The following is a 5,477-nucleotide window of genomic DNA, read 5'->3' on the forward strand; positions in this document are numbered from 1 at the left end:
CCATGGAGCCTTTGCCATGAATCAGCCGGTCGCTTCTTTCCCCGCTAACCAATCGATCAATCGCTTCGCAGAGCTTCGCCCTGCTGATCTGTCGCCGGATGAGAAAGAATCAGTGATCGATCTGGCATTGACGATCCTGGCCCGTAAGCACCGCCGCGGCAGCGCGCTGACAAGTCCGGAGGCAACCCGGTCTTATCTCCGCTTGGAACTCGGTGAGCGTCACCATGAGCTGTTCGGTGTGCTGTTCCTCGATAACCGGCATCGCATCATCGCCAAGGAGGAGCTGTTCTACGGCACGATCGACGGCGCTTCAGTCCATCCGAGGGTTGTCGTCGCTCGGGCCTTAGAGTTGGGCGCTGCAGCAGTGGTGTTCTTCCACAACCACCCTTCAGGTGTTGCTGAGCCAAGTCAGTCAGACCTGCGGATCACCAAGCGACTACAGGAGGTTCTCGACATGGTCGATGTCCGGGTCTTGGATCATCTGGTGGTTTCGACTGAAGAGGCAGTCTCGATAGCGGAGCGTGGCTTGATCTGAGCCTCTGTCAGGGCGGCAACCCGCGCCGCCGCCCTGACTTCACTTTTTCGCATGCGAAAAGCTCGCGATGCATCCTTCGCTGTGGCAATAGCTTCTGCAGCGGCACATGCTTTCAAGGCCGAGGTCGGAGAACGAATGTGTTGGCCATGCTGTATGCTTTACACTTAACCTATCCCTAGCGTTCACGGAGGTGTTCATGGCAGAAAAGGCCCCGATGGCCCGTATGCAGCTCCTGTTGCCACCTGAGCTGAAGGCCGAGATCGAGCAGTTTGCGGACGAGCAAGGTCTCTCAGCCAATGAGGCGATCCGTCTTCTTTCTCGACGAGGGCTTAGCGCATCCGGCAAGACTGCTCCCGTTGATGTCTTGCTCGAAGAGCTGGGTTATCGCATTAGGGACCTGGAGCAACGCCTTGCGAAGGCCGAAGGATCGAGCGCTTGAAACTCAGTTTTTTTCGCATGCGAAAATTTGTCCCGATGTACATCGGGCTGTATCATTCACAGACCTTCCTGCCCTTGCGGCACGACCTAGAGAGGTAAATCATGCAGATCGTCGCGATCGCGAATCAAAAAGGGGGCGTTGGTAAATCCACGCTTGCAGTTCATCTGGCCTGGCTGGCCCTTGAGCAGGCGCGTCCTGTGTTGCTGGTGGATCTGGATGGGCAGGCCAACAGCAGCCGAACCTTTGTTGATGAGTTTACTGGCCTACTCGCTTCCTCGCTGTTTACCGAGGAGCCCGGTTGCCTGACGGGCTCGCCACAGGCGATCTCTGAACAACTTTCACTGATCCCGGCGGACATGGCGATCAACGATGTTGAGGGCCTAGAGCTCGACAGCATTGAGCGCCCAGCGGCTCATCTCAGAGCCCTACCCTTGGCGCCCGAAACACTCGTCATCATCGATACGCCGCCGACGCTTGGTCGACGCCTGCTGTCGGCACTGATCGCCGCCGATGCCGTGGTGAGTCCGGTTGCCCTCAATGGCTACTCGATCCAGGGCATCACGGACTTGCAGAAGACCATCCAGACCGTGATCCGACGCTTCAATCCGCGTCTTAAAAACATCGGTCTCCTTGCCAACATGGTGAATAGCCGTTCTGCGACGCATACCCGCATGCTCGCGGAGTTGCGCCAGGCGCTCGGTGACAAGCTGTTGCCGGTCACGCTTGGGCATCGGGTGGCGATTTCGGATGCGATCGACAATGGTCGGCCGGTTTGGCAGCACAGTCGGGGTGAGAGCGCGCAGCGCGCCGCCCAAGAAATGCGCGGAGTGTGCACCGCTATCCTGGAGAAGCTGCCATGAGCCTAAAAGGAATCTCGAGTCTTGCAGAACTGATGGACACTCCAGTGGATGCCGGTGCTCAAGAGATCGAGCTTGCGCTGATCGATCCCGATCCGAACCAGCCTCGCACGAGCTTCGATGAGCAGCGTCTGGAGACGCTAGCCGCCTCCCTTAAGGCACAGGGCGTGATCGAGCCGCTGATTGTCTCGTTGCATCCTGATGTGGCTGGCCGCTACATGCTGATCGCCGGTGAGCGCCGTTGGCGTGCCGCTGGCATGGCTGGCTTGCAACAGGTTCCGGTGGTGGTTCGTGAGCTGAACGATGCGCAGCGCTTAGCGGTTCAGCTGATCGAGAACATCGACCGTGAAGAGCTGTCGGTCATGGAGGAGGCGCTGGCGGTTGCGCGATTGCTGAACCTGGGTCGTAAACCGAAAGAGGTTGCCGAGATGCTCGGCAAGACCGCGGCTTGGGTCTCGTTGCGCAAGAAGATCGCCACCCATCAGAAGAGCCTCGAGCCTTTCGTGGCTAAGGGGCGCACGGGAGACGCCGAGACGTTGGCGATGCTGGTCGATCTGCAAAAGATTGATCCGCATGCGTTCAAGGGCATGCTCAAACAGGAGCAGCTTGGTCGTACCACGGTGCGTGAGGCCTTAGCACGAGCCAAGGCTCGTGAGGCTGAACCTGAGTCTCCTGAAACGTCCTCGTTGCCAGAGCCTACAGATGTCGCGGCGCCTGATGAGCAGGTTTCGCATGCGAATGCCGAGGAGCAGGATGATGGCTCGACAACTCAAGCTCCGTCATCTGAAGTCAGCGGCACAGGTCATGCTGCGACAGATGGCGAGGGCGATCCCTTTGCTGAGATCGCGCTGGCCCTAGAGGCCCGACTTGGTCTGCCTGTGACCATTGAGGCGCCGGAGTTGGGTAGGCATGGAGAGCTGCGCATCCGCTTTGCAGACCTCCTGGAGCTTGATGGTATCCGCAAGACGCTCATCTGAGCGCGCGGCCCGGCAGCCCAGCCGGGCTGCTGCATGGAGACCGATCCCATGATGTTCCAAAGCACCACAATTGACGTTCAACCCGCTGAGCGGAGCGCTTGGCGGTGGTACTGCGCTTGGATGTTCAGGAGCGATGATTTGGGTTGTCAGGGCAGGGGAGACCGATACGCATGACCGGTATCCCGAGGTGTCCTGAATGCCATGGCCCAATGCACCTGGACAGTTCAGCTTATGGCCGTGCTTGGGTGTGTGACCGTAGGGCCGAGTTAGATTGCAGTTGCCAGGGTACTGTTCAGCTCCGCAGGGACGATGAACTCACCGAGCTTCAGCTTGCGGAGTTGATCTCGCGGCAGCCGTCAGACAACGCGTCAGAAATCTTCCCGAAGATACCGCTGCATGATCGCGAGGTCGCGAATGCCCTGGCAGGGATCGCCAAGAGTGGCTATCTCTCCCATCAGCAGCGCGATGTGCTACAGCAGGCGCTTGGCATTGTCAGCCTATTGGCTGATGCCGTTGAGCTGGCGAGGGATCAGGCGCGTCTTCAAGAGAAGGCAGCTGATGAAGCGATGGAAGAACGCTTCCAGCAAGCGATGGGTCTTCTTGGACCAAGTCTCGCGCCTGATCCAACGCGCTTGGAGGCGTCTGTCATCGATCTGCTTGCTCTAGCGCTGTTTGGCGGCGAGGCTTGTGCTCCCGGACCGGAGATCCTGAGCGAACGCAGCATACAGGCATGGGATAACGATCTGCGCGACAGCTCATCCTCTGCTGATGCGTTGTTGGATCGGCTTTTTGCTGATCTTGTGGCTGCGCATCAGCACTTGAGAGCATCGATCTCCCGAACATGGAGTGCCCGTGCCGAGCCGATTGAGGATCTGCACGCAGGATTCACAGAGGCCCTTCCAGGTCTACGGCAGCACATCCTGGCAACCTCGCCAGCTTCACTCGAGTTGGCCCGCCGTCTGCTTGACCAGGACCGCTCCGATAAGGTCGTGGCCTTTGCACCACGCCGATCCCAATGACCCCGATCCCGAACGATACGCGCCGGCGGGTGATCTCTGCATTCCGCTTCCACAGCCAACGTTCTCCGGCGGAATCCGCTGCGCTGCTGACCGCCTTTGCGATCCAGAACGGACTCTCTGACCCGCGCCGGCCACCGCCAGGTTCAGCGCTTGAGCAGTGGGCCACCGCTGCAAAGGCACCGCTTTGGGCCGTCCAGGCCGCTGCGTTTTGGCTCGACGCTAATGCTGAGGTCACTGACTCAGAAGAGCAGGCGGCGGTTGCCGCCGTTCTTGATCAGACCGACGGGGCAGGGCAGGGCAGAGGGTAGCAAAGCAGAAGGATGTCTTTTTCGCATGCGAAAAAATCGGCGAGAGACTACGGGCCGCGTTACAGAGACGAGATTGATCGCTTCAAGATCGAGATCAATCTGACCAAATATGCCGCGAGCCAGGGGTACCGGATCGATCAGCGAGCAAGCTCCCGATGCTCGGTTGTCATGCGTGATGCTGATGATGACAAGGTGATCATTGCCAGGGACGAGGACCAGCATTGAGTCTACTTCTCGGTGCGTGATGACAGGGACCACGGATCGATCATCGATTTTATCCAGCATCGGCGGCGCTGTAGCCTCGGGGATGTTCGACGCGAGCTGCGCACCTGGATTGATGGACCCATTCCGCCGATCGAGATTGATCTCTACGTCGCCGAGATGATTCCTGTGTCTCGGGATCGTGTTGGCGTGCTGCAGGCGCTTGCCGGCATGAGGCCACTCGTCGAGCATGCTTATCTGGAAGAGGAGCGGGGGATTCCCCACGCACTGCTCGTGCATCCTCGCTTTGCTGGCAAAGTTCTCAGGGATGCACGTGCGAACGTGATCTTTCCCCATATCGATCGGGATGGTCCCTGCGGTTTTGAGATCAAGAACCGCGACTTTACCGGTTTCGCCGCAGGAGGCGAGAAGGGGCTATGGGTGTCTGCGGTACAGCGTACTGATACCGCCTTGGTGATCGCCGAGAGCGGGATCGATGCACTGAGCTATGCGGCTCTGCATCCTGACGAGCATGTGCGTTATGCGAGCTTCGGAGGCGCTCTCAATGCTCACCAACCTCTGCTGCTACAGGCAGCGATCAAGCGCTTGATGATGGGCGCCACAGTTCGGATTGCGACGGATAACGATCGGGATGGCGTGAAATTTGCTTCCCTGATCGAGCGTTTGGTTACCGATACCTCAAGGGACGATTTGGCTGTCCATCGAGCCCTGCCGAGCGATACCAAAGATTGGAATGAGGCTCTGTTGCGTGCTTCGGGTCGCTACAGCTACAGGTAGTGTAGACCATCCATGTTCAGAGCCGAACGTCGTCCAGAGGCAAGAGGCCGTCATCGACCTCTAGTACCGGCTCGTCCAACGCTTCCCAGACTGCCAGCAGCGTGGCAAGGTCTGTTCTGCGTTTGATTGGCTCGATGATCAAGCGCTCTCCCTCCTTGCTCAAGGTCGCTTCTTCCGCATCCATCTCGAGATCTCGGGGGATGCGAAGGGTTTGATTGCGCCCGTTGCGAAACAGTCGGACATGGTGTTCAGAGGCTGTATAAAAACTCTTACACTCGACTTTGGCACTTTTTGGCCCCTCAGGCCGTCGCGGCAAGCTGATCGAGCAAGCGCTCCAAGCGCC

Annotated in this window: 8 protein-coding genes; 6 read left to right on the forward strand and 2 right to left on the reverse strand. The window is 58.8% G+C overall.

Annotation, left to right across the window (positions count from 1 at the left end; genetic code table 11):
- Positions 1-16 precede the first annotated feature (16 nt).
- The 5 genes from radC to VBE63_RS24230 all read left to right on the forward strand — a co-directional run bounded on the left by radC (position 17) and on the right by VBE63_RS24230 (position 3,827).
- Positions 17-535: a RadC family protein gene (gene radC / locus VBE63_RS24210; protein WP_323685586.1), complete on the forward strand. Its 519-nt coding sequence runs from the start codon at positions 17-19 to the stop codon at positions 533-535.
- Positions 536-731: 196 nt separating this feature from the next.
- A complete protein-coding gene (locus VBE63_RS24215) occupies positions 732-974 on the forward strand; it encodes a hypothetical protein (protein ID WP_323685579.1) in 243 nt (80 codons plus the stop codon).
- A 101-nt stretch (positions 975-1,075) separates the two neighbouring features.
- Positions 1,076-1,834, forward strand: coding sequence for a ParA family protein (locus VBE63_RS24220; RefSeq protein ID WP_323685580.1), 759 nt, complete (start codon positions 1,076-1,078; stop codon positions 1,832-1,834).
- On the forward strand, positions 1,831-2,808 hold the full coding sequence (locus tag VBE63_RS24225) for a ParB/RepB/Spo0J family partition protein (protein ID WP_323685581.1): 978 nt from the start codon (positions 1,831-1,833) through the stop codon (positions 2,806-2,808). The genes VBE63_RS24220 and VBE63_RS24225 overlap by 4 nt, the downstream gene beginning before the upstream one ends.
- Before the next feature lie 338 nt (positions 2,809-3,146).
- A complete protein-coding gene (locus VBE63_RS24230) occupies positions 3,147-3,827 on the forward strand; it encodes a hypothetical protein (protein WP_323685582.1) in 681 nt (226 codons plus the stop codon).
- 239 nt (positions 3,828-4,066) lie between these two features.
- Here the strand turns inward: VBE63_RS24230 and VBE63_RS24235 are convergent, their stop codons facing one another.
- Complete coding sequence (locus tag VBE63_RS24235; protein WP_323685583.1) at positions 4,067-4,588, reverse strand: hypothetical protein; 522 nt, start codon at positions 4,586-4,588, stop codon at positions 4,067-4,069.
- Between VBE63_RS24235 and VBE63_RS24240 the strand changes: the two genes are divergently transcribed.
- Positions 4,547-5,134: a DUF3991 and TOPRIM domain-containing protein gene (locus VBE63_RS24240; RefSeq protein ID WP_323685584.1), complete on the forward strand. Its 588-nt coding sequence runs from the start codon at positions 4,547-4,549 to the stop codon at positions 5,132-5,134. The two genes, VBE63_RS24235 and VBE63_RS24240, sit on opposite strands and share 42 nt — an antisense overlap.
- A 16-nt stretch (positions 5,135-5,150) precedes the next feature.
- On the opposite strand, the gene VBE63_RS24245 is transcribed toward VBE63_RS24240, so the two are convergent.
- The coding region (locus VBE63_RS24245) for a hypothetical protein (protein ID WP_323685585.1) at positions 5,151-5,477 on the reverse strand (327 nt) is incomplete at its 5' end.

Origin of the sequence: Lamprobacter sp. (genome assembly GCF_034860625.1) — a bacterium.
Lineage (GTDB): Bacteria > Pseudomonadota > Gammaproteobacteria > Chromatiales > Chromatiaceae > Lamprobacter.

Coding starts and splice junctions, on each gene's coding strand:
- radC (WP_323685586.1), top strand. CDS start 17: ATGAATCAGCCGGTCGCTTCTTTCCCCGCTAACCAATCGATCAATCGC.
- VBE63_RS24225 (WP_323685581.1), top strand. CDS start 1,831: ATGAGCCTAAAAGGAATCTCGAGTCTTGCAGAACTGATGGACACTCCA.
- VBE63_RS24220 (WP_323685580.1), top strand. CDS start 1,076: ATGCAGATCGTCGCGATCGCGAATCAAAAAGGGGGCGTTGGTAAATCC.
- VBE63_RS24235 (WP_323685583.1), bottom strand. CDS start 4,588: ATGCTCGACGAGTGGCCTCATGCCGGCAAGCGCCTGCAGCACGCCAAC.
- VBE63_RS24215 (WP_323685579.1), top strand. CDS start 732: ATGGCAGAAAAGGCCCCGATGGCCCGTATGCAGCTCCTGTTGCCACCT.